General features: G+C 73.7%; 24 protein-coding genes. 17 read left to right on the forward strand and 7 right to left on the reverse strand.

What is annotated here, in order from left to right; all coding sequences use genetic code 11:
• Positions 1-29: 29 nt before the first annotated feature.
• A complete protein-coding gene (locus ACN9MS_RS09420; RefSeq protein WP_426311657.1) occupies positions 30-671 on the forward strand; it encodes a thymidine kinase in 642 nt (213 codons plus the stop codon).
• Between the two features lie 42 nt (positions 672-713).
• Here the strand turns inward: ACN9MS_RS09420 and sepH are convergent, their stop codons facing one another.
• Positions 714-1,856, reverse strand: a complete 1,143-nt coding sequence (gene sepH, locus ACN9MS_RS09425) for a septation protein SepH (RefSeq protein ID WP_426311658.1) — start codon at positions 1,854-1,856, stop codon at positions 714-716.
• Between the two features lie 252 nt (positions 1,857-2,108).
• Here sepH and ACN9MS_RS09430 point away from each other — a divergent pair, with 252 nt between their 5' ends.
• The 3 genes from ACN9MS_RS09430 (at position 2,109) to ACN9MS_RS09440 (ending at position 4,239) form a co-directional block, all read left to right on the forward strand.
• Complete coding sequence (locus tag ACN9MS_RS09430; RefSeq protein ID WP_255318895.1) at positions 2,109-2,762, forward strand: trimeric intracellular cation channel family protein; 654 nt, start codon at positions 2,109-2,111, stop codon at positions 2,760-2,762.
• Positions 2,763-2,765: 3 nt separating this feature from the next.
• Positions 2,766-3,617, forward strand: a complete 852-nt coding sequence (locus tag ACN9MS_RS09435) for an inositol monophosphatase family protein (RefSeq protein ID WP_426311659.1) — start codon at positions 2,766-2,768, stop codon at positions 3,615-3,617.
• 322 nt (positions 3,618-3,939) lie between these two features.
• Positions 3,940-4,239: a DUF4193 domain-containing protein gene (locus tag ACN9MS_RS09440; protein ID WP_047234722.1), complete on the forward strand. Its 300-nt coding sequence runs from the start codon at positions 3,940-3,942 to the stop codon at positions 4,237-4,239.
• 121 nt (positions 4,240-4,360) lie between these two features.
• Here ACN9MS_RS09440 and ACN9MS_RS09445 read toward each other — a convergent pair whose 3' ends face one another.
• A complete protein-coding gene (locus tag ACN9MS_RS09445; RefSeq protein ID WP_426311660.1) occupies positions 4,361-4,876 on the reverse strand; it encodes a DUF3093 domain-containing protein in 516 nt (171 codons plus the stop codon).
• A 76-nt stretch (positions 4,877-4,952) separates the two neighbouring features.
• Here ACN9MS_RS09445 and dut point away from each other — a divergent pair, with 76 nt between their 5' ends.
• The 4 genes from dut (at position 4,953) to ACN9MS_RS09465 (ending at position 7,750) form a co-directional block, all read left to right on the forward strand.
• Positions 4,953-5,429 carry a dUTP diphosphatase gene (dut, locus tag ACN9MS_RS09450; RefSeq protein ID WP_426311661.1) on the forward strand — a complete coding sequence of 159 codons (477 nt, stop codon included), beginning with the start codon at positions 4,953-4,955 and terminating at the stop codon, positions 5,427-5,429.
• 161 nt (positions 5,430-5,590) lie between these two features.
• Entirely contained in the window at positions 5,591-6,331 is a 741-nt protein-coding gene (locus ACN9MS_RS09455; protein ID WP_426311662.1) for a DUF3710 domain-containing protein, read from the forward strand.
• A 1-nt stretch (position 6,332) separates the two neighbouring features.
• Positions 6,333-6,707: an OB-fold nucleic acid binding domain-containing protein gene (locus ACN9MS_RS09460; protein ID WP_087471902.1), complete on the forward strand. Its 375-nt coding sequence runs from the start codon at positions 6,333-6,335 to the stop codon at positions 6,705-6,707.
• A 116-nt stretch (positions 6,708-6,823) separates the two neighbouring features.
• Positions 6,824-7,750 (forward strand): DUF3159 domain-containing protein, encoded by a 927-nt coding sequence (locus ACN9MS_RS09465; RefSeq protein WP_426311663.1) that lies wholly within the window; start codon positions 6,824-6,826, stop codon positions 7,748-7,750.
• 26 nt (positions 7,751-7,776) lie between these two features.
• On the opposite strand, the gene ACN9MS_RS09470 is transcribed toward ACN9MS_RS09465, so the two are convergent.
• Both ACN9MS_RS09470 and ACN9MS_RS09475 read right to left on the reverse strand, forming a co-directional pair.
• Complete coding sequence (locus ACN9MS_RS09470; protein WP_426311664.1) at positions 7,777-8,505, reverse strand: potassium channel family protein; 729 nt, start codon at positions 8,503-8,505, stop codon at positions 7,777-7,779.
• Positions 8,505-9,158, reverse strand: coding sequence for a potassium channel family protein (locus ACN9MS_RS09475; protein ID WP_378232795.1), 654 nt, complete (start codon positions 9,156-9,158; stop codon positions 8,505-8,507). Before ACN9MS_RS09475 ends, ACN9MS_RS09470 begins: the two co-directional genes overlap by 1 nt.
• A 94-nt stretch (positions 9,159-9,252) precedes the next feature.
• Between ACN9MS_RS09475 and ACN9MS_RS09480 the strand changes: the two genes are divergently transcribed.
• The 5 genes from ACN9MS_RS09480 to ACN9MS_RS09500 all read left to right on the forward strand — a co-directional run bounded on the left by ACN9MS_RS09480 (position 9,253) and on the right by ACN9MS_RS09500 (position 16,758).
• The gene (locus ACN9MS_RS09480) at positions 9,253-11,256 is read left to right on the forward strand and encodes an APC family permease (RefSeq protein ID WP_426311665.1); all 2,004 of its coding nucleotides are present in this window, start codon (positions 9,253-9,255) and stop codon (positions 11,254-11,256) included.
• Positions 11,257-11,369: 113 nt separating this feature from the next.
• Positions 11,370-12,761, forward strand: a complete 1,392-nt coding sequence (locus ACN9MS_RS09485) for a class I SAM-dependent RNA methyltransferase (RefSeq protein ID WP_426311666.1) — start codon at positions 11,370-11,372, stop codon at positions 12,759-12,761.
• A gap of 91 nt (positions 12,762-12,852) precedes the next feature.
• A complete protein-coding gene (locus ACN9MS_RS09490) occupies positions 12,853-13,086 on the forward strand; it encodes a hypothetical protein (RefSeq protein WP_426311667.1) in 234 nt (77 codons plus the stop codon).
• A gap of 241 nt (positions 13,087-13,327) precedes the next feature.
• Positions 13,328-16,081 carry an aconitate hydratase AcnA gene (gene acnA, locus ACN9MS_RS09495; protein WP_426311668.1) on the forward strand — a complete coding sequence of 918 codons (2,754 nt, stop codon included), beginning with the start codon at positions 13,328-13,330 and terminating at the stop codon, positions 16,079-16,081.
• Between the two features lie 215 nt (positions 16,082-16,296).
• A complete protein-coding gene (locus tag ACN9MS_RS09500; protein ID WP_426311669.1) occupies positions 16,297-16,758 on the forward strand; it encodes a DUF1801 domain-containing protein in 462 nt (153 codons plus the stop codon).
• 18 nt (positions 16,759-16,776) lie between these two features.
• Here ACN9MS_RS09500 and ACN9MS_RS09505 read toward each other — a convergent pair whose 3' ends face one another.
• Together ACN9MS_RS09505 and ACN9MS_RS09510 are read right to left on the reverse strand one after the other, a co-directional pair.
• Positions 16,777-17,376, reverse strand: a complete 600-nt coding sequence (locus tag ACN9MS_RS09505) for an NUDIX hydrolase (RefSeq protein ID WP_426311670.1) — start codon at positions 17,374-17,376, stop codon at positions 16,777-16,779.
• Positions 17,377-17,481: 105 nt separating this feature from the next.
• Positions 17,482-18,933, reverse strand: coding sequence for a GuaB1 family IMP dehydrogenase-related protein (locus tag ACN9MS_RS09510; RefSeq protein ID WP_426311671.1), 1,452 nt, complete (start codon positions 18,931-18,933; stop codon positions 17,482-17,484).
• Positions 18,934-19,136: 203 nt separating this feature from the next.
• Here ACN9MS_RS09510 and dxs point away from each other — a divergent pair, with 203 nt between their 5' ends.
• Both dxs and ACN9MS_RS09520 read left to right on the forward strand, forming a co-directional pair.
• The gene (gene dxs, locus ACN9MS_RS09515) at positions 19,137-21,050 is read left to right on the forward strand and encodes a 1-deoxy-D-xylulose-5-phosphate synthase (RefSeq protein ID WP_426311672.1); all 1,914 of its coding nucleotides are present in this window, start codon (positions 19,137-19,139) and stop codon (positions 21,048-21,050) included.
• Positions 21,051-21,156: 106 nt separating this feature from the next.
• Positions 21,157-21,816: an HAD family hydrolase gene (locus ACN9MS_RS09520; protein WP_426311673.1), complete on the forward strand. Its 660-nt coding sequence runs from the start codon at positions 21,157-21,159 to the stop codon at positions 21,814-21,816.
• 52 nt (positions 21,817-21,868) lie between these two features.
• Here the strand turns inward: ACN9MS_RS09520 and ACN9MS_RS09525 are convergent, their stop codons facing one another.
• Positions 21,869-22,966, reverse strand: coding sequence for a carboxylate-amine ligase (locus tag ACN9MS_RS09525; protein ID WP_426311674.1), 1,098 nt, complete (start codon positions 22,964-22,966; stop codon positions 21,869-21,871).
• Between the two features lie 376 nt (positions 22,967-23,342).
• On the opposite strand from ACN9MS_RS09525, the gene pflB reads away from it, so the two are divergent.
• A complete protein-coding gene (gene pflB / locus ACN9MS_RS09530) occupies positions 23,343-25,655 on the forward strand; it encodes a formate C-acetyltransferase (RefSeq protein ID WP_426311675.1) in 2,313 nt (770 codons plus the stop codon).
• Positions 25,656-25,676: 21 nt separating this feature from the next.
• On the forward strand, positions 25,677-26,678 hold the full coding sequence (gene pflA / locus ACN9MS_RS09535; protein WP_426311676.1) for a pyruvate formate-lyase-activating protein: 1,002 nt from the start codon (positions 25,677-25,679) through the stop codon (positions 26,676-26,678).
• Positions 26,679-26,688 lie beyond the last annotated feature (10 nt).

Below are 26,688 nucleotides of genomic sequence, written 5' to 3' on the forward strand. Positions count from 1 at the left end.
CACCGACCGACCTCGCGAAGGAACGCCCGATGGCCGAGCTCGTCTTCTTCTCCGGGACCATGGACTGCGGCAAGTCCACCCTCGCCCTCCAGCTCGACCACAACCACGCCGCGCGCGGCCGACGCGGGCTGATCTTCTCCCGCAACGACCGGGCGGGGACCGACAAGCTCTCGTCCCGGCTCGGGCTGGAGGTCGTGGCGCGCGAGGTCCGGGACGACACCGACTTCTGGACGCTCGTCACGGCCGAGCCGGACCCGGTCGACTACCTCGTCTGCGACGAGGCGCAGTTCTACTCCCCGGCGCAGGTGGAACAGCTCGCGCGGCTCGTCGACGAGACGGAGATGGACGTCTTCGCGTTCGGTATCACCGCCGACTTCCGCACCCGGCTCTTCCCTGGCTCGGCCCGCCTCATCGAGCTCGCCGACCGGGTCGAGGTGCTCCAGGTCGAGTCGCTGTGCTGGTGCGGCCGGCGCGCGACGCACAACGCGCGCACGGTCGACGGGAGCATGGTCGTCGAGGGCGACCAGGTCGTCGTCGGGGACGTCGGGGCGGGCTCGGGCGAGGTCGGCTACGAGGTGCTGTGCCGCCGCCACCACATGCGCCGCATGACGACGGCCCTCGCGCGCCGCCAGGCGGCGTCCGACGGCCTGCCGCTCGACCTGCCGCGCTGAGCCGGCGCCTGTGGCCGGCGTTCCCGGTCGGCGCGGGGTCGCCTACTCCGGGCGTGCCCCGAACACGATCTCGTCCCAGCTCGGGACCTTCGCCCGCGAGCGGTTCTTTCCCTTGCGCGCCTCGCGCGTCGCCTGGGGGCGCGCCGCAGGTGGCGGGGCGTCCCCGTCTCCGTGGGCGGGGACGCCGACCGAGCGATCGTCGGGCGAGGGACGGTCGCCCGCGCCCTCCTCCGGCTCCGGGCCCGCTCCGTCCCGGCCGCCCTCGGACGCCGGCTCCGGCAGGCGCACCGCGTCGAGCGGACGGATCGTCGGGAGGTGGACGACGGTCGCCCCGGCAGACGTGGCCGCGTCGTCCCGAGAGCCGTCCTGCGACCCGTCCCGGTCCGGACCGGCACCGACCTGCGGGCCGAACCCCTCGAACGGCTCCTGCCCGTCGACCTCGACCGGCCCCGCCGGGGCCTTGCGCGGGCGCACGCCCCGGCGCTGGCTCAGGTCGTCGAGGAGCTCGGCCGTCCCGTCGTCGGCGGGCGGACCCGCCGGCGGAGCGGCACGGAGCCCCCGACCGCGCCCCGTCGCGTCGACGTCGAACACTGCGACGGCCCCGGGCGTCGGGTCGCGCGGGGCGTCCGTCCCCGAGAGCCAGCGGGCCTCGTCGTCGAGCGCCTGGAGCGCGCGCGTCGCCGCGTCGTACTCCCAGCGGGCGGTCCGGCTGCCCGTCCCGACCTCGAAGGCCGCCGTCACGACCCACGACGCCCCGGGCTGGCGCGCGGCGCTCCACTCCACAGTGTCGGGCTCGACGTTGCGCGCGGCGAGCCGCTGCGCGACGAGCTCCCCGACGGTCGGCGAGTCCTCGTCGTGCCCCTGGCGGGAGGCGCGGACCCGGTCGACGACGTACTCCTGCTCCGCGACCACCGGGCCCGCGAAGCGGCGCACGTTCTCGACGCCGAGGCCCGCGGCCTCGGCGACCGTCTCCACGGACTCCCCGGCGCGCAGCCGGGCCTGGATCTCGCGCGGCGCGAGGTTGCGCTCGCCCTCCGCGCGCAGGTGCTCCAGGTGCGGGCGGTCGCGTCGCACGGCCGCCCGCAGCGACTCGGTGATCGGCAGCGTGAACTGCGTGCCGCCCGTCGCGCGCAGGACGAGGTGCTCCCCGTCCTCGTGCAGTCTCACCAGCTCCAGCTCGTCCATGGACCCTCCCGTGTCGCCGCGCCCGGTGGCGCTCGCGGTGCCGCTCCAGATGGCTGCCCGGTCGCTCGCCCAGCCGCCCGGTGCCGGGCCGCGAGCCGGTCTCCCGGGCTCGGCGGACCGCGACGCCCGCGTCACCGCTCCCTCGAGGGTGCCATCGTCCCACCCGCGAGCCGCGCAGCACGCGCGGTGTGCCGCGGACTCGGCGCGCGCTCGTCCGCGCCCCGGGGGCGGGCGGCTGGGATGATGCCGGGTGTGATCCTCGACCTCGTGCCCGGCGACGCCCTCGAGCTCGGCGGCGTGTTCTTCGCGGCGCTCTCGGGCGGGCTCGCCGCCGTGCGCAAGCGGTTCGACCTCGTGGGCGTCCTGGTGCTCGCCTGGGTCGCGGGCCTCGGCGGCGGTCTGCTGCGCGACGTCCTCATCGGCGCGATCCCCCCGGTCGGGATCTCCGACTGGCGCCTCGTCGCCGTCGCGGTGCTCGCGGGCGTCGTGACCTTCTTCTGGCACCCGCGCCTCGAGCGGCTCCGGCGGAGCATCATCGTCCTCGACGCGGGCGCGCTCGCGCTCTTCGTCCTCTCCGGCACGATGAAGGGCCTCGACTACGGCGTGGGCCCGCTCGCGGCGATCTTCGCGGGCGTCATCACGGGCGTCGGCGGCGGCATCCTGCGCGACCTGCTGACCAACGAGGCGCCGCTGCTGTTCCAGGACAAGCAGCTCTACGCGATCCCGGCGCTCGCGGGCGCCGCGCTGACGGCCGGGCTCGCGGAGGCCGGCGCGCTCGGCCTGCTGTCGCAGGCGGCGGTCCTCGCGCTCGTGTTCGGCTTCCGCCTCCTCTCCCTGCGCCTCGGCTGGTCCGCACCCGGTCCGTGGGAGGGTCGCACCGCACGCCGCGGGTCGGGCAGGATGTGAGCCGTGCGCCTCTTCATCGACGACCCCCGACAGCCCGACGACGTGACCGTGGCCGACCTGCGCGACCTCGCGGAGCGTCTCGCCCGCGAGGCGGGCGACCTCGTCCGCTCCGGTCGCCCCGACCGCGTCGAGGTGGCCGCCACCAAGTCGACGGCCACGGACGTCGTGACGCGCATGGACGCCGACTCCGAGGCGCTCCTGCGACGCGGCATCGCGGCGGCGCGACCGGACGACGCGATCCTCGGCGAGGAGGAGGGCGCCTCGTCCGGCACGTCCGGCATCACGTGGGTCATCGACCCCGTCGACGGCACGGTCAACTACCTCTACGGGATCGCGTCGTACGCGGTGTCCGTCGCCGCCGTGGTGGGCCCGCCGGACCCCCTCGAGTGGACCGTCCTCGCCGGCGCGGTGCACTCCGTCGTCGACGGGCGCACGTGGACCGCGGGCCTCGGGGCCGGGGCGACGGTGGACGGCCGACCGGTCCGCGTGAACGCCGAGACGGACCTGGGGCAGTGCCTCGTGGGCACGGGGTTCGGGTACGACGCGGAGCGCCGCCGCGCGCAGGCGCGCGTCCTGGTCGACGTGCTGCCCCAGGTCCGGGACATCCGTCGCCTCGGCTCGGCGGCGATCGACCTGTGCCTCGTCGCCTCGGGCGAGCTCGACCTCTACTACGAGCGCGGCCTCAACCCCTGGGACATGGCTGCGGGCGCCCTCGTGGCGCACGAGGCGGGAGCCCGCGTCACGGGCCTGCGGGGCCGCGCCGCGGACCGCGAGATGACCGTCGCGGGGCCGCCCGAGGCGGTCGCCCGGCTCGTCGGGATCCTCGAGGACGTGGACGCCGACTCGGACTCCTGAGCGCGTCCGGGCGGGCTGGGAGCGTTCCCGCCCGGCCGGTCCGGACGACCCCGCGTTCGCCCGTGACGAACGACACCGGGCGGGCAGGGGGTCACAGGGTGCATCCCTCCCGGAAATGGTGCAGAATCCGGTGGCCCGCCGGGAACAATTCCGGTGCGCCGTGCATTGATCAGCGTGCAACGCCTCGACGACCTCGGGGCACGACACGTCACGGGGTGCCCCCGCGCCCCGCACCCGTGCCGCCCGGCACGACCGGCCATCGCCGGTGGTTCCGGACGGGCACTGTCGCGATCGACGAATACTCCGGAGAGTGACCCCACAGATGGCAACAGACTACGACGCCCCCCGCAAGAGTGAAGAGGAGCTCAGCGAGGACTCGCTCCAGGAGCTCCAGGCTCGTCGCTCCGACAAGAGCTCGGGCGTCGTTGACGAGGACGAGACCGAGGCGGCGGAAGGTTTCGAGCTGCCCGGTGCCGACCTGTCCGGCGAGGAGCTCTCCGTCCGGGTCCTGCCTCGTCAGGCCGACGAGTTCACGTGCTCGAGCTGCTTCCTCGTGCACCACCGCAGCCAGCTCGCGTACGAGAAGAACGGGCAGCAGATCTGCTCGGAGTGCGCCGCCTGACCTGCACGACGCACGAAGGCCGCCGCCCCTGCCCCGGGGCGGCGGCCTTCGTCGTTCGCGGTGCTCGCGGGGTGGGCTCGTCGAGCCGCACCCGGCGGGCCGTCCCCTCAGGTCGCGCCCGTCAGGACGCGTGCGCGGCCCGGATCGCGTCGGCGAGGCGCTGCGGGTGCCGCGTGGAGACGAGCCAGTACGGCGTCGGGTCCTGCGGGTCGTCGAGCACGACGTGCACGCCGGTACGGGCCCACGCGCGCAGGCACACGTAGGCGCGGGCGTCGAGGCGCGGGCCGAGCTGGACGCGCATCGCCTCCGCGTCGAGGGTCGTGACCTGGCCGAGCAGCGATGCGGGGACGTGCGCGCGACCGGCACGGAGCTCGCCGTCCGCCACCGCGACGACCGGCGAGGTCCACCAGAGACCGGCGACGCCCGCCACCGCGGCGAGCCCGCCCACGCCGAGCGCGATGGCGTGGCTCGCGGGCCACAGCGCGATCCCGAGGACCAGGGCGAACCCGAGGGCCGCGGCCCAGCCGCCGACACCCGGGACTAGGCGCTCGCGGTACGGCGTCGCGCCTCCGGCACCGGGCGCCGAGGCGGATCCCGGGGTCGAGGAGGACGTGCTGCGGTCGGCGGGGTCCGTCATGGGTCCATCATCCCAGCAGTCGGGGCGTCGCCCGACGTGCTCGCCGGGCCCGCCCGCGACCACTAGGCTCTGCCGGGTGCCGAACCACCACCAGCCCGAGACCGGGGACGTCGACGTCCTCATCACGCTCCTCGACGACGTGCCCCTGCCGTCCTACGCCCACCCGGGCGACGCCGGTGCCGACCTCGTGACGACGGTCGACGTCGAGCTGGCGCCGGGGGAGCGCGTCGTGGTCCCGACCGGGGTCTCGATCGCGCTGCCCGACGGCTACGCGGCGTTCGTGCACCCGCGCTCCGGTCTCGCCGCGAAGCACGGCCTCACGGTCGTCAACGCGCCGGGCACCGTCGACGCCGGCTACCGCGGCGAGATCAAGGTGACGCTGCTCAACACCGACGCCCGCGAGGCCGTCGTCCTGCGGCGTGGCGACCGGGTCGCGCAGCTCGTCGTGCAGAAGGTCGAGCGTGCGCGCTTCGTGCAGGCCGAGCGTCTGCCCGGGTCGCACCGCGGCGAGGGCGGCTTCGGGTCGAGCGGCGGGTGGTCCGCGGCGACCTGACCGGTCGCGGACGGGCGGTCGGTGCGAGAGCCGCGTGCCCGTCGTCGCGCAGCGAACGTCGCACCACGACCGTCGCTGCGCGGGCTAGTGTGGAAGCAGTGCGGGGCGAGCGCCCCGTGAGGAGTCCCGGCCGAGGGCCGGGCAGGTGAAGGAGTTCCTCCGTGGGTCTGTTCCGTCGCTCCAGGTCGTCCGAGCCGACCGAGTCGCCCGAGCCGTCGGGCACGACGTCCGCGCCGGTCGACGACGGCGCGCCCGTCGAGGCGGCGAGCGAGGAGAAGCCCGCCCGCGGCCCGTACGACTCCTCCCAGGTGCCCGAGCGCGGGCCCCGCCTCGACCTGGGTGCCGTGTGGCTGCCCGGCGTCCCCGGCATGGAGCTGCGCATGGAGGTCGACAAGAAGACCCAGCGCATCACCGGCGTCGCGTGCGCCGTCGCGGGCTCCGGGCTCCAGGTGCAGGCGTTCGCCGCGCCTCGCACGGACGGCATCTGGGACGAGATCCGCGGGGAGATCGCCGCGTCGGTGACCAAGCAGGGCGGCACGGTCGACGACCTCCCCGGCCCGTTCGGCCGCGAGCTGCTCGCCCGCATCCCCGCGCAGACGCCGGACGGGCGTCCCGGCGTGCGGCCCGCCCGTTTCGTGGGCGTCGACGGTCCGCGCTGGTTCCTCCGCGGCGTGCTCACCGGCAAGGCGGCGGTCGACCCGGCCGAGGCACGGCTGCTCGAGTCGGTGTTCGCCAACATCGTCGTCGTGCGGGACCAGAGCCCGCGCCCGCCGCGCGACCTCCTCGCCCTGCACCTGCCGGGCAAGGGCCCGGCCGCCACGGCACCGGCGCCCGCCGGCGCCCCCGAGACGCCCTCGTTCGACCCGCTGACCCGTGGGCCGGAGATCACGGAGATCCGCTGACATGGCCCCCACGCTGCGGGACGCCTGGCGCACCGCCCTCGCCTCCCAGGAGGAGCTCGCCGCCGACGAGGAGCGCTCCGAGGCGGCACGGCAGAAGGGCTGCCGCGCCGTGTCCGAGCTGCCCAACCGCCGTCGGGCCAAGATCTCCGGCGTCCTGAGGTCCGTGGTGCTGCGTCCGCGCGAGGGCGTCCCGACGGTCGAGGTCGAGCTGTTCGACGGCTCCGGCGTCGTGGACCTCGTGTGGCTCGGCCGGAGGCGCATCGCGGGGATCGAGCCCGGTCGCCGCGCCCTCGTCGAAGGTCTGGTGTGCGACGTCGACGGGCGTCGCACCATCTTCAACCCGCGCTACGAGCTCCTCGCCAAGCCGGGGGAGTGACCTCGCGCCCGCCGACGCGCGGCGGTGCCGTACGATCCTGCGGACGTGCAGAGGCCGACCCGGGCCACGCGCCCGACCGTAGCCGACCGACCCCGAGCCACCGAGGACGCCACGAGATGACGAGCAGCAGCGACGCGAGCGGCGGCCCCGCGGACGGGCGTCCCGGCCCCGTGGATGCCCCGGAGGGCCTCGCGCACGACGCCGACGTCGCGGAGACGGTCGCCGACGACGTCGCCGCGCCCGAGGACGGCCGCGCCCGCGGGGTGCGGGCGCTCGCCGGCCAGGACTTCTCCGTGGCGGACGCGATCGGGGGCGTGCGCGGGCTCGTGGAGTCCGTCGCGCCGGGTCTCGTCTTCGTCGTCGTCTACGTCGCCACGACCAACCTGCAGTGGGCGCTCGTGACGTCGGTCGCGGCCGCGCTCGTCGCCGTCGCCGCGCGCCTGATCCAGCGCACCCCCGTGACCCAGGCGTTCGGCGGCCTGCTGGGCGTCGGCATCGGCGTGATCTGGGCGTGGCGCTCGGGCGAGGCGCAGGACTACTTTGCCTGGGGGCTGTGGACCAACGCGGCCTACCTCGTCGCGCTCCTCGTCTCGGTCCTGGCCCGCTGGCCGCTCGTCGGCCTCGTGGTCGAGGGCTTCCGCAGCGGTTTCGGTGCGGGTGCCGCGTCGGGGTCGGCCGGGACGACGGCGGACGCGATCGACGCCGCGGACGCCTCGGCCGAGCGGCCCGCAGCGGCCGCGACGCCCGCCGGCACCGCCGTCGACGCGGACGCCGCCGAGCCGGGCGCGTTCGCCCGCTGGGCCCGTACCTGGCGGTCCGACCGTGCACTGGTGCGCCGGTACACCGCCGCGACGTGGCTCTGGATCGGGTTGTTCGCCGTCCGCCTCGCGGTCCAGGTCCCGCTCTACCTCGACGGCGACGTCGGCTGGCTGGGCACCGCACGCCTCGTCATGGGCATCCCGCTGTGGGCGCTCGTCCTGTGGCTCACGTGGATCCTGGTGCGTCGGCCCCACGCCGCGGCGCCCTCACAGCCGACGGCGTAGGCCCGGCGGGCGCGGGGACGAGCCCGTCAGAGGACGCCCTCGCCCGCCTCGGGCGCCTCGACGGGCGCGTCCGGTGCGGTCGGCTCCGCCTCCGGCTCGCCCGCGAGCAGCCGGCCGAGGGCACCCTCGTCGGCCTCGTCGCCCGTGACGAGCAGGAGCTCGTCCCCGACCTCGAGCGTGTCGTCCTGGCTGGGCGCGATCGGGCGCGCGCCGCGGACGATCGCCGCGAGCACGGTGTCCGGCGGCCAGCTCACCTCGCCGACGCGGTGGCCGACGAGCGGCGACGTCGGCGGCAGGGTGACCTCGAGGATGTCCGCGCCGGACTGGTGGAACGTGAAGATGCGGACGAGGTCGCCGACGGCGACGGCCTCCTCGACCATGGCGGTCATGATCCGCGGCGTGGACACGGCGACGTCCACGCCCCACGACTCGTCGAACATCCACTCGTTCTTCGGGTTGTTCACGCGCGCGACCGTGCGGGGCACCCCGAACTCGGTCTTGGCGAGCAGCGACACGACGAGGTTCACCTTGTCGTCACCCGTCGCGGCGACGATGACGTCGCACTCGTCGACCTTGGCCTCGGCGAGCGTCGAGAGCTCGCACGCGTCGGCGAGCAGCCAGTCCGCCTCGGCCACCTGGGCGACCCGCATGGCTGCCGGCTGCTTGTCGATGAGCATGACCTCGTGGTCGTGACTGAGGAGCTCGCGAGCGATCGAGCGGCCGACCGAACCTGCTCCCGCGATGACGACGCGCATCACTCGGCCTCGACCTTCGGTGCGTGGGTGAGCCTGCGTTCGACGACGGCGGCCTGCTCGTCGTCCATGAGCACGTGCAGCACGTCGTTCTCCTGGAGGACGGTGCGGTCGGTGACGAGGACCCCGTCGCCGAAGCGGCTGACGAACGCCACGCGCGCGCCCGTGGCGTCCTCGATGGCGCGGACGGTGCGCCCGACCCAGTCCGGGTGGAAGTCGACCTGCGCGAGCCGCACGCGGCCGGACGGGTCGCGGTACTCGTCGGTCGCCCCGAACGGGAGCATGCGGCGCAGCACCTGGTCCGCGGTCCAGCGCACGGTCGCGACCGTGGGGATGCCGAGGCGCTGGTAGATCTCCGCGCGCTGGGGGTCGTAGATGCGGGCCACGACCTTCTCCACGCCGAACGTCTCCCGCACGACGCGCGCGGAGAGGATGTTCGAGTTGTCGCCGTCGGAGACCGCGGCGAACGCGTACGCCTCCTCGATGCCGGCCTGCACGAGCGTGTCGCGGTCGAAGCCGACGCCGGTCACCTTCTTCCCGGTGAACTCGGCCGGGAGGCGCCGGAACGCGTCGGGGTTCTGGTCGACGACGGCGACCGAGTGGCCGCTCGACTCGAGCGACTGGGCGAGCGTCGCGCCGACGCGGCCGCAGCCCATGATGACGAAGTGCACGCACCGAACGCTACCGCTCGCCAGGCCGGTGGGCGCGCACCAGCGCGACCGGGCGCCGTCGGGCATAGCATGAGGCCTCGTGTCGGAGATCGCTGATGCCGCCAAGCGGCTGCTGCTCGGGCGGCCTGTCCGCAGCGAGCACCTGGGGCACACGCTGCTCCCCAAGCGTGTGGCCCTGCCCGTGTTCGCGTCCGACGCGCTGTCGTCGGTCGCGTACGCCCCGGACGAGATCCTCCTGACGCTCGCGCTCGCGGGCCTCAGCGCGACGATGATCTCGCCGTGGGTGGGCCTCGCCGTCGTGGTCGTGCTGCTGACGGTCGTCGCGTCGTACCGCCAGAACGTGCGCGCCTACCCGTCGGGCGGCGGCGACTACGAGGTCGCCACGGTCAACCTCGGCCCGTCCGCGGGCGTCGGCGTGGCGTCGGCGCTCATGGTCGACTACGTGCTCACGGTCGCGGTCTCGATCTCCTCGGGGGCGCAGTACGCGGCCAGTGCTATCCCGGCGCTGCGCGACCACGAGGCGGCGTTCGCGATCGGGCTCGTCGTCGTGCTCACCCTCGTCAACCTGCGCGGGGTCAAGGAGTCCGGGACGTTCTTCGCGATCCCGGTCTACCTCTTCATGCTCGCCATCGGCACGACGGCGGTCGTCGGGTTCTTCCAGTACGTCACCGGCAACCTGGGCGCGGCCGAGAGCGCCGAGTTCGAGCTCACGGCGCAGAGCGGGTTCGACCAGGGTCTCATCGGCATCGCGGGCGCCTTCCTCGTGGCCCGCGCGTTCGCCTCCGGGTGCGCCGCCCTCACCGGCGTCGAGGCCATCAGCAACGGCGTCCCGGCATTCCGCAAGCCCAAGTCGCGCAACGCCGCCACGACGCTCGCCCTGCTGGGCGGCATCTCGGCCGTGATGATGATGTCGATCCTCTTCCTCGCGCGCGCGACGGGCGTGCACTACGCCGAGGACCCGCACACCCAGCTCTCGCTGAACGGGGAGCCGCTGCCCGTGGACTACGTGCAGCACCCGGTGATCGGGCAGCTCGCCGAGACCGTGTTCAGCGGGGCGCCGGTGCTCTTCTACGTGGTGTCCGCGGTGACGGGGCTCATCCTCGTGCTCGCGGCGAACACGGCGTTCAACGGCTTCCCGGTGCTCGGCTCGATCCTCGCGAAGGACGGCTACCTGCCGCGCCAGCTCCACACGCGGGGCGACCGGCTCGCGTTCTCCAACGGCATCGTCACGCTGGCCGTCGCGGCGATCGTGCTCATCTGGGCGTTCGACGCGGAGGTCACGCGTCTCATCCAGCTCTACATCGTGGGCGTCTTCGTGTCGTTCACGCTGTCCCAGCTCGGCATGGTGCGGCACTGGACGCGGGCGCTGCGCACGGAGCACCAGCCCCGCGAGCGGTCGCGCATGCGGCGCTCGCGCGTGGTCAACGCGGTGGGCCTGGCGATGACCGGCACGGTGCTCGTCATCGTCCTCATCACGAAGTTCACGCACGGTGCCTGGATCGCGATCCTCGCGATGGCGCTCGTCTTCGTGCTCATGAAGTCGATCCGCAAGCACTACGACAGGGTGCGGGACGAGCTCGCGCTCGGCGACGAGGCCGTGGCGGCACGCGCCCTGCCCAGCCGCGTGCACGCGATCGTCCTCGTGTCCAAGATCCACCGGCCGACGATGCGGGCGCTCGCGTACGCGCGGGCGTCGCGCCCGTCCGTCCTGGAGGCGGTCACCGTCGGCGTGGACTCCGAGGACGTCGAGGACCTCATGCGGCAGTGGGAGGCGCTCGACCTCCCCGTCCCGCTGCGCGTGCTGGACTCGCCCTTCCGCGAGATCACGCGCCCGGTGCTGTCGTACGTGCGCTCGGTCCGCCGCGAGTCCCCGCGCGACCTCGTGGTGGTCTACATCCCCGAGTACGTCGTGGGCCACTGGTGGGAGCAGCTCCTGCACAACCAGAGCGCGCTGCGGCTCAAGGGTCGCCTGCTCTTCACCCCGGGCGTCGTCGTGGCGTCGGTGCCGTGGCAGCTCTCGTCCACCGAGGGCCAGACCGGCCTCGAGGGCGAGGGCTTCCGCCAGCGCTTCACGGGCTACTGACCGGGACTGCTCCCGACGTCGTGGGCGTGGGTCGGGCCCGGCTCCCGCGTCGGGAACCGGCCGTTTCCTCGCTCACAGCGGGTGGGTCGGGCCGCGTCCGGGATACTGGGGGCATGCCGTCCTCCTCGCGTGGTCCCGCCGTGCCCTCCGACCGACCGTCCGACCCCTTCGCGGACCGTCGCGCCGCGCGCGGCGGCGGGCGCCGTACGACCCGCCGCCAGGGTGGCCGCGCGACACGTCAGTCGGCCCGCGTCGACCCTCGACCTGAGGTCGAGGTCGAGCTCGAGGTCGGCCCGGTGGCTCACGGCGGCCACTGCGTGGCGCGGTACGACGGGCGGGTCGTCTTCGTCCGCCACACCCTGCCCGGCGAGCGGGTGCGCGCCCGCGTCACGGAGGGTGGCGAAGCCGCGAAGTTCTGGCGCGCCGACGCCGTCGAGATCCTCGAGGCGTCGCCTGACCGGGTCCCGTCGGTGTGGCCGGAGGCCGGTCCGGGGGGCGTCGGCGGCGGCGAGCTCGCGCACGTCGCGCTCGACGCGCAGCGTCGCTGGAAGCGGGACGTGCTGGCCGAGCAGCTGCGTCGGCTCGGGAAGGTCGACCTCGACGAGCTTGACCCTCAGGTAGAGGTCGAAGGTATGCCCGGCGACGACGAGCGGGGCGGGCTCGGCTACCGGACGCGCGTGGACCTCGTCGCCGACGGCACGGGCCGCGCGGGCATGCACCGCTTCCGGTCCCACGACGTCGTCGCGCTGGACGGCATGCCGCTCGCCACCGAGGACGTCGCGGAGCTCGCGGCGCGCGAGAAGGTCTTCACGCGCACGTGGCGGCCGGGCACGCGGATCGAGCTCGTCGCGCCCGTCGGCTCGGCGCCGGTCCTCCTCGTGGACGGCGAGCCGTGGCGGTCGGGCTCGCCCGACACGCGCCCCAACGCGCGCCGGAGCGTGACCGAGCGCGTCGTCCTGGGTGACCAGCAGCACGAGTACCGCGTCGCGGCGGGCGGGTTCTGGCAGGTGCACCGCGAGGCGCCGGCCACGCTGACGCGCGCGGTGCTCGACGGCGTGGGCGACGTCGACGGCGCGCGCGTGCTCGACCTCTACTCCGGCGCCGGGCTCTTCACCTCGCCCTTGGCGGCGGCCGTCGGGGCGGCGGGTTCCGTGGTCGCCGTCGAGGGCGACGAGCGGGCGGTGCGCGACGCGCGCCGCAACGCCCACGGGCTCGACCGGGTGGAGCTGTACCACGGCCCCGTCGAGCAGGTGCTCGCCGCCGACCCGACCGGCGCGGACGTCGTCGTGCTCGACCCGCCGCGCGTCGGCGCCGGCCGCGCCGTGGTCGAGGCGATCGCGTCCCGCCGGCCCGCCCGGGTCGTGTACGTCGCGTGCGACCCCGCCGCGCTCGCGCGCGACGTCTCCTACCTCGCCGATCACGGCTACGGGCTCACGTCCCTGCGCGCGTTCGACCTCTTCCCGATGACGCACCACGTCGAGGCGGTCGCCGTCCTCACGCGTTGACGCCGCCGGGCGGGCTCGGCCCTGCGCGAACCCGGGTGCGCCACGGCGCGTGCCGGGAGGACGATGGGGAAGACATCGGACGAGCGGGACGGTGAGCGACGTGACGAGCGCGAGCGGGTCGACGACGGTAGCTGCTGCGGCGGGGGACCCGGCCGCCCATGCCTCGGACGACGTCCGGGACATCGTGGGCGTGGGCGTCCTGATGCCGAACGGGCGGCTCGCGGGGCGGAGCTTCGCGTCGCGCGCCGAGGCGGAGGCGTGGGCCCGGCCCGACGAGGGCGAGCAGGTCGTCGAGCTCAACCTGCTGTGCGACTGCGACCTCTGAGCCGGGATCCGTGAGGGACGCCCGAGCTCGGGCGGGCGCAGCGCCCCATATATCTTGACGTCAAGATATATGGGGTATGCTGGTCGCGGTGCAGGTCGCAGCGGGTCGTGGACGAGCCGCCGACCACCGCCAGGGCGGTCCTCCGGACCCGGCCTGAGCGGCGCGCCGGCCCGGCGTAGGCTGGGCGAAGCCCCCTGAACCATGGCATCCGTGCCACCGTCTCGCCACGAAGGAGCTACGAGTGAGCAGCGTCGACACGTTCGGGTCGAAGGGAACGCTGGAGGTCGGTGAGAACTCGTACGAGATCTTCCGCCTGTCCGCCGTCGAGGGTGTCGAGCGCCTCCCGTACAGCCTGAAGATCCTCGCCGAGAACCTCCTGCGCACGGAGGACGGCGCCAACATCACCGCGGACCACGTCCGCGCGCTCGCGTCCTGGGACCCGGAAGCGCAGCCCGACACCGAGATCCAGTTCACGCCCGCGCGCGTGATCATGCAGGACTTCACCGGTGTGCCGTGCGTCGTCGACCTCGCCACCATGCGCGAGGCCGTCGCCGAGCTCGGCGGGGACCCGTCGCGCATCAACCCGCTCGCGCCGGCCGAGATGGTCATCGACCACTCGGTGCAGATCGACGTCGCGGGCCGCGCGGACGCGTTCGAGCGCAACGTCGAGTTCGAGTACCAGCGCAACCACGAGCGCTACCAGTTCCTGCGCTGGGGTCAGACGGCGTTCGACGACTTCAAGGTCGTCCCCCCGGGCACCGGCATCGTGCACCAGGTCAACATCGAGTTCCTGGCGCGCACGATCATGACGCGTGAGGTGGGTGGCACCCTGCGCGCGTACCCCGACACGTGCGTCGGTACCGACTCGCACACGACGATGGTCAACGGCCTCGGCGTGCTGGGCTGGGGCGTCGGCGGCATCGAGGCCGAGGCGGCCATGCTCGGCCAGCCCGTGTCGATGCTCATCCCGCGCGTCGTCGGCTTCAAGCTCAACGGCTCGATCCCCGCGGGCGTCACCGCGACCGACGTCGTGCTCACCATCACCCAGATGCTGCGCCAGCACGGCGTCGTCGGGAAGTTCGTCGAGTTCTACGGCGCGGGCGTGGCCCAGGTGCCGCTCGCGAACCGCGCGACTATCGGCAACATGAGCCCCGAGTTCGGCTCGACGGCCGCGATCTTCCCGATCGACGGCGTGACGATCGACTACCTGCGCCTCACCGGCCGCAGCGACGAGCAGCTCGCGCTCGTCGAGGCGTACGCCAAGGAGCAGGGCCTGTGGCTCGACCCGGAGTCGGACAGCTACGTCGAGCCGGTCTTCTCGGAGTACCTCGAGCTCGACCTCTCGACGGTGGTCCCGTCGATCGCCGGTCCCAAGCGCCCGCAGGACCGCATCGAGCTGTCGAACGCCAAGTCGGCGTTCGAGCGCGACCTGCCGACCTACGCGCCCGAGGTCCGCGACCTCGTCGACGAGGCGGAGAAGGAGTCGTTCCCGGCGTCCGACTCGCCCGCGATCACGCCCAACGGCCGCAAGACCGTGAGCGTGACGGACACGGACGGCACGACGTTCGACCTGTTCCACGGCGCCGTCGCGATCGCGTCGATCACGAGCTGCACCAACACCTCGAACCCGTCGGTCATGCTCGCCGCCGCGCTCCTTGCGAAGAAGGCGGTCGAGAAGGGCCTCGCGGCCAAGCCGTGGGTCAAGACCTCGATGGCCCCGGGCTCGCAGGTCGTGACGAACTACTACGAGAAGGCCGGCCTGTGGCCGTACCTCGAGAAGCTCGGCTTCCACCTCGTCGGCTACGGCTGCGCGACGTGCATCGGCAACTCGGGCCCGCTCGACGAGAAGATCTCCGAGGCGGTCAACGAGCACGACCTCGCCGTCGTGTCGGTCCTGTCCGGCAACCGCAACTTCGAGGGCCGCATCAACCCCGACGTGAAGATGAACTACCTCGCGTCCCCGCCGCTGGTCATCGCGTACGCGCTCGCGGGCACCATGGAGTTCGACTTCGACCACGACCCGCTGGGCCGTGACGAGGCGGGCCACCCGATCTTCCTGCGCGACATCTGGCCGACGCCGGACGAGGTCCAGGCGACGATCGACGCGTCGATCGACCGCGACATGTTCACCAAGGACTACGCGGACGTCTTCACCGGCGACGACCGGTGGCGCGCGCTCGAGACGCCCGAGGGCGACACGTTCGCGTGGGACACCGAGTCGACCTACGTGCGCAAGCCCCCGTACTTCGAGGGCATGCAGGCCGAGCCGGCACCCGTGGCGGACATCTCCGGCGCGCGCGTCCTCGCCAAGCTGGGCGACTCGGTCACGACCGACCACATCAGCCCCGCGGGCGCCATCAAGGTGGACTCGCCGGCCGGCAAGTACCTCGCCGAGCACGGCGTCGCGCGTCGCGACTTCAACTCCTACGGCTCGCGCCGCGGGAACCACGAGGTCATGATCCGCGGCACGTTCGCGAACATCCGCCTGCGCAACCAGCTCCTCGAGAACGTCGAGGGTGGCTACACCTTCAACTTCGTCACGGGCGCGCAGGACACGATCTACGACGCCGCGCAGGACTACGCCGCGCAGGGCACGCCGCTCGTCATCCTGGGCGGCAAGGAGTACGGCTCCGGCTCGTCGCGCGACTGGGCCGCCAAGGGCACGGCGCTCCTGGGTGTCAAGGCCGTCATCACCGAGAGCTTCGAGCGCATCCACCGCTCGAACCTCATCGGCATGGGCGTCCTGCCGCTGCAGTTCCCGGCCGGTGAGAACGCCGCGTCGCTCGGGCTCGCGGGCACCGAGACCTTCGACATCGCCGGCATCACGGCGCTGAACGACGGGTCCACGCCGTCGACGGTGAAGGTCACCGCGACCAAGCCCGACGGCACGAGCGTCGAGTTCGACGCGGTCGTGCGCATCGACACCCCCGGCGAGGCGGACTACTACCGCAACGGCGGCATCCTCCAGTACGTGCTGCGCTCCCTGGTGGCGTGAGCCACCGCTAGCGCTGCGGGCCTGCCCGACGGCGCAGACGCACCCCGGCGGGGCGCTCACCTCTCGAGGTGGGCGCCCCGCCGTCGTCCCCGGGCGGTCCGGAGGGCGACCGCGGCGAGCCCGGCACGTCTTGCCGAGACCGGCGGTCGTGGCTGCCGGACCTGCGCGGGAGTGCCGACCTCGCGCGCCGGAGCCGTGCCGCGAGAGACTGGGGCATGGCGAGCGAGAACACGACCCAGCCCACGGACGCCGACGTCGAGGCGTACCTCGCGGCGGTGGAGCACCCCGTCCGGCGCCGCGACGCGCACCGTCTCGTCGAGCTCCTGTCCCGCGTCACGGGGGAGCCGCCGCGGATGTGGGGCTCGTCGATCGTCGGGTTCGGCACGTACCACTACCGCTACGCGAGCGGCCGCGAGGGCGACATGGCCGCGGCGGGCTTCTCGCCGCGCAAGGCGGCGACGACCGTGTACCTCATGGACGGGGTCGACGCCCACGCCGCGCTGCTGGACCGCCTGGGCCCGCACACCGTCGGCAAGGGCTGCGTCTACGTGAAGGACCTCGACGCCGTCGACCTCGGCGTCCTGGAGGAGGTCGTGCGCCGTTCCTACGCGACCCTCACGGGCGACCCCGAGTTCGGCCGCCGGCTCTCCGGCCCGTCGGCGGGGGAGCCCACCTGACCCGGCCGCGCCGTCGGGTCAGAGCGGGGCGTCGAGCGTGCGGGTCCGGTCCCAGGGCTCCGTCCAGCCGAGCCGGTCGAACAGCGCGTCGAGGATCCCGCCCGTGAACCCCCAGACGAGGTGCTCGCGCCCGTCCGCCTCGACGAGGAATCCCGGGCTCTTGTGCACGCGGCGTTCGCGCCGGACCGCGACGGTGCGACGCCGTGCGGGGTCGAGGAGGTCCGCGACGGGGACCCGGAACACGTGCGCGGACTCGGCCGCGTCGACCGCGCGGACGGGCGTGGGGCGCGACCACCACGCGAGGACGGGGGTCACGAGATGGTTGCTCACCGGCACGGGCAGCTCCCCGAGCGTCCCGAGCACGTCGACGCCGTCAGGCTCGAGCCCCGTCTCCTCCTCGGCCTCGCGCAGCGCGGCGCCGACCGGGCCGCCGTCCTCGGGCTCGAGCCGCCCTCCGGGGAAGGCGACCTGGCCGGGGTGGTGGCCGAGCGTCGCGGCGCGCGCGAGGAGGAGCACGTCGAGGTCGCGCGGCACCGAGGCTGCGGCGTGCTCGGCGGGAATCCGGTCGAGCGCGCCGAACAGCAGGAGCACGGCGGCGCCGCGGGCGTCGTCGCGCACGGCGCCGACGGCGTGGCGCCACGGCTCGGGCCAGGCGCCGCCGTCGCGCGCGAGCGCGGCGAGCCTGCTCGCGCGCGGGACCGCGGGGGCCCTGCGGTGCCGTGGTCACCAGCTCACCGGGAGCGGGCGGCCCTCCTCGTAGCCCGCGGCGGACTGGATGCCCACGACGGCGCGGTCGGCGAACTCCGCGAGGCTGGACGCCCCGGCGTAGGTCGCGGAGCTGCGCAGCCCCGACGTGATCTGGTCGAGGAGGTCCTCGACGCCCGGGCGCTGCGGGTCGAGGAACATGCGCCCCGAGCTGATGCCCTCCTCGTAGAGCGCCTTGCGCGCGCGGTCGAACGGCGAGCCGCCCGCGGTCCGTGCGGCCACGGCGCGCGCGGACGCCATGCCGAAGCTCTCCTTGTAGAGCCGGCCGGTGCCGTCGTCGTGCAGGTCGCCGGGGGACTCGTACGTGCCGGCGAACCACGAGCCGATCATCACCTGCGAGGCACCCGCGGCGAGCGCGAGGGCGACGTCGCGCGGGTGGCGCACGCCGCCGTCGGCCCAGACGTGCTTGCCGAGCTCGCGCGCCGCGGCGGCGCACTCGAGGACGGCGGAGAACTGCGGGCGCCCGACGGCGGTCATCATGCGCGTCGTGCACATCGCGCCCGGGCCGACGCCCACCTTGACGATGTCGGCACCCGCGGCGACGAGGTCGCGCACGCCGTCCGCCGTGACGACGTTGCCCGCGACGACGGGGACGTCCGGACCGACCGAGCGCACGGCGTCGAGCGCCTGGAGCATCTTGGCCTGGTGCCCGTGCGCCGTGTCCACGACGAGCACGTCGACGCCGGCCGCCAGGAGCTCCTTGGCCTTGGCGGCGACGTCGCCATTGATCCCGACCGCGGCGCCGACGCGGAGTCGCCCCTGGACGTCGAGCGCGGGCGGGTAGACGGACGAGCGCAGCGCGCCCTTGCGCGTGAGGACGCCGACGAGCGCGCCGCCGCGCGTCACGGGCGCGACCTTGAGGCGCGCGGTGTGGAGCTGGTCGTGGGCCGCCTCCAGCCCGGCGCGGCCGCCGTCGAGGACGGACGCGTCGAGGACCAGCGGGTCCGTGGTCATGACCTGGTGGACCTGGGTGAAGCGGTCGACGTCGGCGCAGTCGGCCTCCGTGACCACGCCGACGGGCCGCCCGTCGTCCACGACGACCGCGGCGCCGTGCGAGCGCTTGCCGATGAGGGTGAGGGCCGTGTGGACGGTGTCGTGCGGGCCGACGACCACCGGCGTCTCGATGACGGGGTCCTTGGACTTCACGTCGGCGACGACGTCGGCGACGACGTCGGTCGGCACGTCCTGCGGGATGATCGCGACGCCGCCACGGCGCGAGACCGTCTCCGCCATGCGACGGCCCGCGACGGCCGTCATGTTCGCGACGACGACGGGGATCGTGGTGCCCGTCCCGTCCGCGGAGGAGAGGTCGACGTCGAAGCGCGAGGTGACCTCCGAGCGCGACGGGACGAGGAAGACGTCGCCGTAGGTGAGGTCGGTCGCGGGGGACTGTCCGGGCAGGAAGCGCATACCCCCATCCTACGAGGTCGTGGCCCTCCGTTGTCCGCAGAGCGGAAGTGACCTTCCACGGACGGCCGGTCCGTGCGTCCGACGCTGGAGTGTGCGTCAATGGCGTGAAGGTCCCGTCGCCCTGCGCACCGCGGCGCAGGTCACCCGCCCGGACCGCCTAGAGTTGGGTGGCTGGTCGCACGGGAACGGAACGGAGCATCTGCATGAGCCTGCTTGGCACGATCACCTCGCCCGAGGACGTGCAACGGCTGACCCTCGAGCAGACGCAGGAGCTCGCCGGCGAGATCCGTGCGTTCCTCGTCGACTCCGTCTCCCGCACCGGGGGACATCTCGGCCCGAACCTCGGGGTCGTCGAGCTCACGATCGCCATGCACCGCGTCTTCTCGTCGCCGACGGACACGTTCGTGTTCGACACGGGGCACCAGTCCTACGTGCACAAGCTCCTCACGGGGCGCCAGGACTTCTCGGCGCTGCGCAAGCAGGGCGGCATGTCCGGCTACCCGTCGCGCGCCGAGTCCGACCACGACGTCGTCGAGAACTCGCACGCGTCGACCGCGCTCTCGTGGGGCGACGGCATCGCGAAGGCGAACGTCGTGCGGGGTCTCACCGACCGCCACGTCGTCGCGGTCATCGGCGACGGTGCCCTCACCGGCGGCATGGCCTGGGAGGCGCTGAACAACATCGCCGAGTCCCAGGACCGTCGCCTCGTCGTCGTGGTCAACGACAACGGCCGCTCCTACTCGCCCACGATCGGCGGGCTCGCGCACCACCTGTCGACGCTGCGCACCACGCACGGCTACGAGAGCTTCCTCCAGTGGGGCAAGCGGACCCTCAACCGGTCCGGCGCTCCGGGTCGGTTCGCGTACGAGTGGCTCCACGGCCTGAAGAAGGGCCTCAAGGACGTCGTCGCCCCGCAGGGGATGTTCGAGGACCTCGGCATCAAGTACGTCGGCCCCGTCGACGGCCACGACGTCGAGGCCATGGAGCACGCGCTGCGCCGGGCCAAGGCGTACGGGGCGCCCGTGATCGTGCACGCGATCACCGAGAAGGGCCGCGGGTACACGCCCGCCGAGCAGGACGTCGCCGACCGCTTCCACGCCGTCGGGAAGATCCACCCCGAGACCGGGCTCCCGGTCGCGCCGTCGCGCTTCGGCTGGACGAGCGTCTTCGCGGACGAGATCGTGCAGATCGGGCGCCGCCGGTCCGACGTCGTCGCGATCACCGCGGCGATGCTCGAGCCCGTGGGCCTCAAGCCGTTCGCGCAGGCGTTCCCCGAGCGCACGTTCGACGTCGGCATCGCCGAGCAGCACGCGGCCACCTCCGCGGCGGGCATGGCGTTCGCGGGGCTGCACCCCGTCGTCGCCGTGTACGCGACGTTCCTCAACCGCGCGTTCGACCAGGTCCTCATGGACGTCGCCCTGCACAAGGCCGGGGTGACGTTCGTCCTCGACCGCGCGGGCATCACGGGCGACGACGGCGCGAGCCACAACGGCATGTGGGACATGGCGATGCTGCGCATCGTGCCCGGCCTGCGGCTCGCCGCGCCGCGCGACGAGGAGACGCTGCGGACGGCGCTGCGCGAGGCCGTGGACGTCGACGACGCGCCGACCGTCGTGCGCTACCCCAAGGGGGCGCTCGGGGACCCGCTCCCCGCCGTCGACACCGTGGACGGCGTGGACCTGCTCGCGGTGCCGGGCGAGGCGCCGACGACCGCTCCGCAGGGCACGACCCCCCGCGCTCGGGTCCTGCTCGTCGGTCCTGGGTCCATGGCGCGGGTCGCGCTCGACGCGGCGGAGTCGCTCACGGCCCACGGGGTCGACGTCACGGTCGCGTCCCCGACGTGGGTCCTGCCGATGCCGAGCGCGCTGGTCAAGCTCGCGGGCGAGCACGATCTCGTCGTGAGCGTCGAGGACGGCGTCGCGGACGGCGGCGTGGGCGCGCTGCTCGCGCAGCGCTCGCTCGAGGCCGGCGTGCGCACGCCCGTGCACGCGCTCGGGCTGCCCGCCCAGTTCCTCGACCACGCGACCCGGGACCAGGTCGCGTCGGCCAACCGGCTCACGGCGGCCGACGTCGCGCGCGACGCGCTGGACGCGCTGGCGGCCCTCGCGCGCGGCTGAGCGCGCGCCGTCGGTCCGCTCGGCCCCGCGGACGGCCGCCCGAGCACCGCTCTCCCGGCGTGGACACCGCAGCGACGTCCGGGTGTGTCGCGCTAGGGTCCCGCGCGTGATCTGGCTCCTGGACCTCGACAACACGCTCGTCGGTCGCGACGACGCGTTCGCCGCCTGGGCGGCCGACGCCGTCGCGCGCGCCGGGCGCGACGCCTCCGACCTCGCGGCGATCGTTGCGGCCGACCAGGGTGGCCACGCGCCCAAGCGCGACGTGGCCCGCGTCATCGTCGACCGGCTCGGGCTGGGCGGCGAGGCGGACCTGGACGCCGTGGTGACCCGCTTCCGTCACGGCATCCTCGAGCACGTGCGCGCCTACGCCGGCGTGCTCGATGCCCTCGACGCGCTGCGCGCCCGCGGCGACCGGGTCGTCGTCGTCACGAACGGCACGTCCGCCCAGCAGCGCGGCAAGGTCGCCCGCTGTGCGGTCGAGGCGCACGTCGACGCGGTCGTCGTCTCCGACGAGGAGGGCGTCGCCAAGCCCGACCCGCGGCTGCTGGAGATCGCGCTCGACCGCGTCGGGGCGCACGACGCCGACCGCGCCGGCGTCTGGATGGTCGGCGACGCCGCCCACCTCGACGTCGCGGCGGGTCGTGCGGCCGGCGTGCGCACGGCGTGGGTCTCGCACGGCCAGGTCTGGGCGGGCGGCGACGCGCCCGAGGTCGTCGCGACCACGACCCTCGAGGCGCTCGCGGTCTGCGCCGCGGTCACCGTCTGAGGCACACCGGCCGGGGTCGCCGCGCACAGCGCCCCGGCCTCCTCGGGGTCGATCAGGAGTGCGTGACCTTCACGGCCTCCTCGACCACGGCGCGCAGGTCCCCGCCCGACGCGGCGTGCCACGTGCGCTGGCGCTGGGCACCGTTCCCGCCGGACCAGAGGCGTCCGAGGAGCTCCGTCACGGCGTCGAGGTCGCCCGCGTCGACGAGCGCGTCACGGACGTGCGCGACGAGCAGCCCGACGACGTCGTGCGCCGGGGCCGGGCGCCACGTGAGCGGCGAGACGAGGTCCTCCTCGAGGCCCGAGCGCCCGGCGCGCCACGACGCGGTCCGCAGGATCTCGGGGCGGAGCTCCGGGGGCGCGACGCCGTCCGCGGCCTCGCGTGCCGCGGTCTCGACGAGGCCACGGCTGAGGGCCGCGAGGAGCGTCGCCGTGTCGGGGTCGAGGCACACGTCGGCGACTCGGATCTCGACCGTCGGGTAGCGCGACGACAGCCGGGCGTCGAAGTAGACCATGTTCTCGTCGAGGATCGTGCCGGTCGCGACGAGGGTGTCGACCGCGTCGCGGTACGCCTCGGGCGAGCCGAACGCCCGGGTCGGGCCCGACGTCGGCCAGCGGGACCAGACCTGGGACCGGAAGCTCGCGTACCCGCTGTCCTGGCCCTGCCAGAACGGGGAGTTGGTGCTCAGCGCGAGGAGCGTGGAGAGCCACGGCCCGATGCGGTCGAGGACCGCGACGCCCTCGGTGTCGTCCGCGACGGCGACGTGCACGTGGCACCCGCTCGTGAGCTGCTCGCGCGCCGTGAGCCCGAACGCGGCGCGGGCCTCGAGATAGCGCAGGCGGGAGACGGTGGTGCCCTCGAAGGGCAGGGGCGAGGTGGAGAGCGCGGCGACCCGGGCGCCGACGCGGTCCGCGGCCTCCTGAGCACGCCGACGGCCCTCGCGGATCTCGGTCGCGAGGTCGTCGAGCTCGCGCCGCGGGTGGGTCGCGGTCTCGAGCTGCTCCTCCATGAACTCCGACTCGAGCGAGCCGGTCCCGCCGCCCTTCTCGTCGGTGCCCGACGCCTCCAGGGCCTCCGCGGCCCGGGCGACCGGGTGGCCGTCGTCGCCGACGAGCAGGAACTCTTCCTCGACCCCTACGGTGCGCTTCACCCGGGCAGTCTCACACGGAAGCCGCGAGCACGTCGGGCGGGCGTGTGACGTGCGTCCGTGTCGTGCGTCACGGGCGGGCGCTGCCGCGGTCACCGACAGGCCCGCGGGCTTGTGAAGGTCATCACAAGGGGTGGTCGTGACGAGCTGCGAGGGGCGTGGAAACCGCGAGATCTCGCGGTTCGTGCGGGGTCCCGTCCGGCTCGGGACCTAGGTCCCCGGACACCTCGAAACTCCTCCGCGAGGAGCGCCGTGAACCTAGCCTGGAGGTGGCGAAGGAGCCCGTCGACCTCGACCGAGGGCCTCCACCCGGGGCCCGGGGAGACCGGCGGGTCCGGCCGGCGCGCGGACCCGCGCGTCAGGCACGAGGGAGGTCCAGATGACCAGCGTTTCCGAGGCACCCGGCACGACGAGCGGCGGCCGTGCGGTGGAGGGCAGCGTCGACCCGCAGCACGACACCGCGCACGTCCCCGCGTGGGAGGGCTTCACCGACGGCCCGTGGCGCGACACGGTCGACGTGCGCGACTTCATCCAGCGCAACTACCGCCCGTACACGGGCGACGCGTCGTTCCTCGCCGGACCCACGGAGCGCACGACGGGGATCTGGAGCACGCTGTCGGCCATGTTCCCGGAGGAGCGGGAGATGGGGATCTACGACGTCGACACCCACACGCCCGCCGGGATCACGGCGCACGCGCCCGGCTACATCGACAAGGCCCACGAGGTGATCGTCGGCCTCCAGACCGACGCGCCCCTGAAGCGCGCGATCATGCCCAACGGCGGCTGGCGCATGGTCGAGGGTGCCCTGGAGACCTACGGCTACGAGGTCGACGAGACCCTGAAGAAGGTCTTCACCGAGTACCGCAAGACGCACAACCAGGGCGTGTTCGACGTCTACCCGCCGAACGTGCGCGCGGCCCGCAGCTCGCACATCATCACGGGCCTCCCCGACGCCTACGGCCGCGGCCGGATCATCGGCGACTACCGCCGCGTCGCGCTCTACGGCGTCGACGCGCTGATCGCCGCGAAGAAGCTCGACAAGCTCGGGCTCGACACGCAGCCGTTCAGCGAGAAGGTCGTGCGCGAGCGCGAGGAGCACGCCGAGCAGATCCGCGCGCTCGGCGAGCTCAAGGAGATGGCGGCCGAGTACGGCTACGACATCTCCGGCCCGGCGACGTCGGCGCGCGAGGCCGTGCAGTGGCTCTACTTCGCCTACCTCGCCGCGGTGAAGGAGCAGAACGGCGCCGCGATGTCGCTCGGGCGCACGTCGACGTTCCTCGACGTGTTCATCGACCGCGACCTCGAGGCCGGGCGCATCACGGAGTCCGAGGCCCAGGAGATCATCGACGACTTCGTCATCAAGCTGCGCATCGTGCGCTTCCTGCGCACGCCCGAGTACGACGCGCTGTTCTCCGGCGACCCGACCTGGGTCACCGAGACCATCGGTGGCATGGGCGAGGACGGGCGGCCGCTCGTCACCAAGAACTCGTTCCGCTTCCTCCAGACGCTCTACAACCTCGGCCCGGCCCCCGAGCCGAACATGACGGTGTTCTGGAGCCCGGAGCTGCCGCAGGGGTTCAAGGACTACTGCGCACAGGTCTCGATCGACACGTCGGCCGTCCAGTACGAGTCGGACGAGCTCATCCGGGCAGCCTGGGGCGACGACGCGGCGATCGCGTGCTGCGTGTCCCCGATGCGGGTCGGCAAGCAGATGCAGTTCTTCGGCGCACGCGTGAACCTCGCCAAGACGCTGCTCTACGCGATCAACGGCGGGCGCGACGAGATCTCCGGCAAGCAGGTCTCGCCGGTGGCGGCCCCGGTCGAGGGCGACGTGCTCGACTTCGACGACGTCATGGCGAAGTTCGACGCGACCATGGACTGGCTGGCCGAGACCTACGTCGAGGCGCTCAACTGCATCCACTGGTCGCACGACAAGTACGCGTACGAGCGCATCGAGATGGCGCTGCACGACAAGGACGTGCTGCGGACCATGGCGTGCGGCATCGCGGGACTGTCGGTCGCGGCGGACTCGCTCTCGGCGATCAAGCACGCGAAGGTCTCCGTCGTCCGTGACGAGCGCGGCCTCGTCGTCGACTACGTGACCGAGGGCGAGTACCCGACGTTCGGCAACGACGACGACCGGGCCGACGCGATCGCCGTCGACCTCGTCGAGCGGTTCATGGCGAAGGTGCGCACGCACCCGACGTACCGTGACGCGGTGCCCACGCAGTCGGTCCTGACCATCACGTCGAACGTCGTGTACGGCAAGGCGACGGGCAACACGCCCGACGGCCGCCGGGCCGGCGAGCCGTTCGCCCCGGGTGCCAACCCGATGAACGGGCGCGACACGCACGGCATGCTCGCCTCGGCGCTCTCGGTGGCCAAGCTGCCGTACGACGAGGCGCAGGACGGCATCTCGCTGACCAACACGGTGGTGCCGAGCGGCCTCGGGCGCACCAAGGAGGAGCAGGTCACCAACCTCGCCGGCCTCCTGGACGCCTACATCGGGTCCGAGGGATACCACATGAACGTCAACGTGCTGAACCGCGAGACGCTCCTGGACGCCATGGACCACCCGGAGAACTACCCGCAGCTGACGATCCGCGTGTCCGGGTACGCGGTGAACTTCGTCCGCCTCACGCGCGAGCAGCAGCTCGACGTGCTCTCGCGCACCTTCCACGGCGCGCTCTGAACGAGCGCTGAGGAGCCAGTCATGACCGTCACCCTTCCCGGCCCCACTGCCCGCCGACCTGGCGCGGCGCGCGGGTGCGGCGTCGCCGGGGGCACCCTGCCCGACGACGCCACGCGCCTCGATGTCCCGGGCGCGCCGACGACGACGGGCGAGCCCGCGGCGCCGGGCACCCCGGTGGGCCACGCCCGCCGGGCGGGCGCGGGCCTGGACGGGCTGACGGTCGCGGACGTGGACCGGGCCGACAAGCTCGCGGCGATGCGCGCGGGCGAGCTCGGCTCGGTCCACTCCTGGGAGCTCGTCACCGCCGTGGACGGGCCGGGGACCCGGCTCACGGTGTTCCTCAACGGGTGCCCGCTGCGGTGCCTGTACTGCCACAACCCCGACACGTTCGCCATGAAGGACGGCAGGCCCGTCACGGCGGACGAGCTCCTGGGGCGCGTCAAGCGCTACCTGCCGGTGTTCCGGGCCACGCACGGGGGTCTCACGCTCTCCGGCGGCGAGGTGCTCATGCAGCCCGCGTTCGCCGCGCGCGTCCTGCGGGGCGCGAAGGCGATGGGCGTGCACACCGCGCTCGACACGTCGGGCTTCCTCGGCGCGAACGCGACCGACGCCATGCTCGACGACGCGGACCTCGTGCTGCTCGACGTGAAGTCGGGCGACCCCGACACCTACAAGAAGGTGACGAGCCGCGACCTCGAGCCGACCCTGAGGTTCGGGCGGCGTATCGCCGAGCGCGGCCTCACCGGCCACGCGCCCGAGGTCTGGGTGCGCTTCGTCCTCGTCCCGGGCCTCACCGACGACGTGGACAACGTGGAGAAGGTCGCGGAGTACGCGGCCTCGCTCAACGCGACCCGGCCCGGCACGGTGACGCGCGTCGAGGTGCTGCCCTTCCACCAGATGGGCCGCGACAAGTGGGACGCCCTCGGTCGCACCTACGAGCTCGACGACACGCCCGCGCCGCCCCCGGAGCTCACGGAGCGCGTGCGCGACCAGTTCCGCGCCCATGGCCTGACGACGTACTGACCTGACGAGC

Source organism: Cellulosimicrobium sp. E-16 (genome assembly GCF_049913115.1).
Classification (GTDB): Bacteria; Actinomycetota; Actinomycetes; order Actinomycetales; family Cellulomonadaceae; genus Cellulosimicrobium.